A 3,362-nucleotide genomic window follows, 5' to 3' on the forward strand; every position below is an offset into this window, starting at 1 on the left:
GTTCCCGCTTATATCCCCGCCCGATTGGGCGAGGGTTTACGCGGATTTTGCTAATGAAACAGGGCTGTCGCGTGAACAGCTTTACCGCTCTTTCAGTGAGCAGGGTAACCCTACGCTTAAAACCCTGCTGGCTGTGACCCGTGCCCTTGGTGTGGATCTGACGGCACGACCTCACCAGCCACTCTAGGCGCCAAAGAAAAGGGGACAGACTCCTTTATGCTCATGGCGCGTAAAGACTCAAATAGCCAGTTTTTTGCCCAGCCAGTCCTGATGATCCACTGGCTTGGAGAACAAAAAGCCCTGCATGTCCAGGCGTTCAAATTGGGATAACTGCTCACGCTGCTCCTGAGTTTCTATCCCCTCGGCAATCACTTGCAATTGCATTTGCTGTGCCATGGCATAAATGGTGGGAACCAGGCTACGCTGGGCGCCTAAACTTTGCATTGTCAGAATAAATGAGCGATCAATTTTCACTTCATCTACCGGCAGGTGCTGTAAATAGCTGAGAGAAGAATAACCCGTACCAAAGTCATCAATGGAAAAGCGCACTCCCAGAGTTTTTAAAGAGTGCATTTTTTCAACCACTTCATTAAAGTTATCCATGAATAAACTTTCGGTGATTTCTATAATCAACCCGCTGGGATTAGCTTGGGCAGCATCTAAATGCTTAATGCAGTTTGCAACAAAATTAGCCTGGCTGAAATGGCGCGGACTCACATTCACCGCGACTCGAATCATTGGTTTGCTTTGCTGAACTTCTGCCAAAATCATGCAGGCACGATTGAGTACCCACTCACCCAGCTGGACAATCAGATCAGATTCCTCAGCCAGACCAATGAATTTTCCTGGCAATAACAACCCCTGTACAGGATGCTGCCAACGCACCAGACATTCCAAACCAACCAGCTCTTGTTGCTGATTCACCTGCGGCTGGACAAACAAACGCAGTTCATCCTTTGCTATTGCCTGTTCCAGCTCATGTTGTAAGCGGTGATTTTCTAAAGAACGCACCAGCATCTGCTGATTAAATACTTTGATGCCATGAGAAGAACCCTGGCGAGCATCTTTTAAAGCCCAGTTTGCCTGATTCAGTGCTTGGTTAATGGCCTCGGAGCTGGTCGCTGAATGGCTATGACTCGACAAGGGAGCAATACCAATATAAATCTCCAGCTTGAATGCCTCACCTTTAACTTGCAGCGGTTGCATGAAAGAGGACAGCGCACGCTGCCCCAGCATGGTCAACCAGTCATCCACCTGCGTGAAAAGTGCTTTATTCTCACAGAAGATGGCAAACTGATCCGCAGCCAGTCTTGCAACCACTGCTTTTTCGGCAAAAGCCTGCTCTAAACGCTGTGCGACCAAAGACAAAACGGCATCCCCTACATCCACACCATGCAGTTGGTTAATGAACTTGAATCTGGAAATATTGATCAGTAGCAGTGCGCCTTTGATATCCGTACTTTCATAAAGCTGAAAAGACTGATCCATGGATTCAATCAGTTTGTTTCTGTTCGCCAGTCCGGTCACAGAGTCTCGATAAAGCAACTCATCAATGCGCTTTTCACGATCTTTTTCTTCAGAAATATCATGCTGTATAGCTAAATAGTTCAGCACTTCGCCCTGGGTATTTTTAACCGGGGAGATAATAGCTTGCAAAGGATAGATCTGCCCATTTTTTTTCTTGTTGCATAACTCACCCCGCCAAACCCGTCCAGCTAGCAAGGTTTTCCACAACGCTTGAAAAGTTGCTTGCGGTGTTTCGCCTGACTGAAAAATACGTGGATTTTTTCCTACCACTTCAGCCATTGAGTAGCCGGTGTTGGTCTCAAACATGGGATTGGTGTAAACAATACTCCCTTGATTATTAGTGATCAGAATGGATTCTGGGCTTTGTTCAACAATATTCTTTAATAGACGAACTTCATTTAAAGCCTCGCGCAGGTCTTGCCGTTCTTGTTTGGCTCGTCTCTGGTGTTTTAAAAGGATATAGATAAAAAAGATAGCAGCAAAAAAACACACAATGAGCACGATAATAATTTCATTTGCCCACAAAACAAGAACATCTTTAGCGGTTATTGCAAAGTCATCAAAGGGCTCAAGGTGCAGCTCTCGCATCAGTAAATCAACGGTTCGATAATCACCGGGTATGGTAAAACCCGCAATGTTCATGGCAGTGGCTTGTTCGCCTTCTCTTGGCATGGCTAACAGAGCTGCTACCACCTGTCGGGTTAGCTCGTTATCCACATTGGGCATGGCCGCAAAGGACCACTCAGGATACAGGCGAGTGCTGGTCATAAATGGGAATTTGGGTAGGCGTTGGGCATTAAGCAGTTTTATCTTGCTGATGTCCACCAAACCGTGTTCAACCAGCGCTTCCAGCACACCGGTTCGCACAAAACCCACATCCGCCTGCCCGGATAAAACCGCGTCTACTGCGTTACGCTGGGGCTGTCCTGTAATGATGACTTCGGCATTCCGTGGTAAACGAATGCCGAGCTGCAACAGCTCAAAGGCTTGCATCTGGTAAGCCCCCAGGCCGGTCAAAGAAGCCGCTGCAATTTTTTTACCACGCACATCTTTTAAGCTGACAATATCATTACGATCACTGCGCGTAAAAACAACGCCCCCAAACTGATTGGTTATATGGCCACCCTCTTTATTCAAGAGTGACGCCAGGGGTGAGCTTAACTGGTGCCGGTAGGTTAATAGAACGTATTGTGCCGGTTGTGTGAGTATAAAGTCGGTACCGCCTTGGGCAACAATCGCTTCCATTTCTGCATTGTGGTAAACAAATAACTCAAAATCAGCATTTTGTATGGATGCTGATAAATAATCAGCCAGGGGTTGCCAGCGCTCCAGAGTTGACTCTTTATCACGAAATGCCAGTATCGCTAATCGATAGACAGAAGTGGACTCCTCGATGGGTGTAGCCAGAGTCATCCTGGCTGGCAGCAAAAAAAGCAGCGCAAAAAATACAATCAATGCCGCACTGCTTCTCAAACCCGAACATCGAGTCAAAAAGAAAAATCCAGCTGCTGTGTGTTTTTTAAGTTGCTTGTTAGTCAAAATATCGCACCTTTTTATCAAGCTCAGGTTATCTGCTTTATTTAATGAATGATGCTTATCTTCACTTTAAATTTTTCTTCCCATACAGGCTTCTGGTCTTGCCATTGCGCCTCCAGTAGCACCCTACTGATTTTCTCTTGAGACAATAAAAGGCTTTCGGCCTTATGCGTGTTGTTGGCGACCAGAATTTTCATCTGGCCTTTGTATTCCCGAGCCAGCGCTTTTATTTTTTGAGGGTCTGAATGAACAATCAAACAAACCGCCTGGGGTGTTTGTTCCTGGCTGTTAACCTGCTG

At 46.4% G+C, this 3,362-nt stretch carries 3 protein-coding genes; 1 reads left to right on the forward strand and 2 read right to left on the reverse strand.

From position 1 onward, the window contains the following. Positions 1 to 187: addiction module antidote protein (locus tag IBX50_RS18690; protein ID WP_292257913.1), on the forward strand; the 187-nt coding region annotated here is incomplete at its 5' end. A 50-nt stretch (positions 188 to 237) separates the two neighbouring features. Here the strand turns inward: IBX50_RS18690 and IBX50_RS18695 are convergent. Next, a complete protein-coding gene (locus IBX50_RS18695) occupies positions 238 to 2,982 on the reverse strand; it encodes an EAL domain-containing protein (protein WP_292257914.1) in 2,745 nt (914 codons plus the stop codon). Positions 2,983 to 3,107: 125 nt separating this feature from the next. Then, on the reverse strand, positions 3,108 to 3,362 hold a 255-nt coding region (locus IBX50_RS18700), incomplete at its 5' end, for a hypothetical protein (RefSeq protein WP_292257915.1).

Source organism: Marinospirillum sp. (assembly GCF_014859565.1).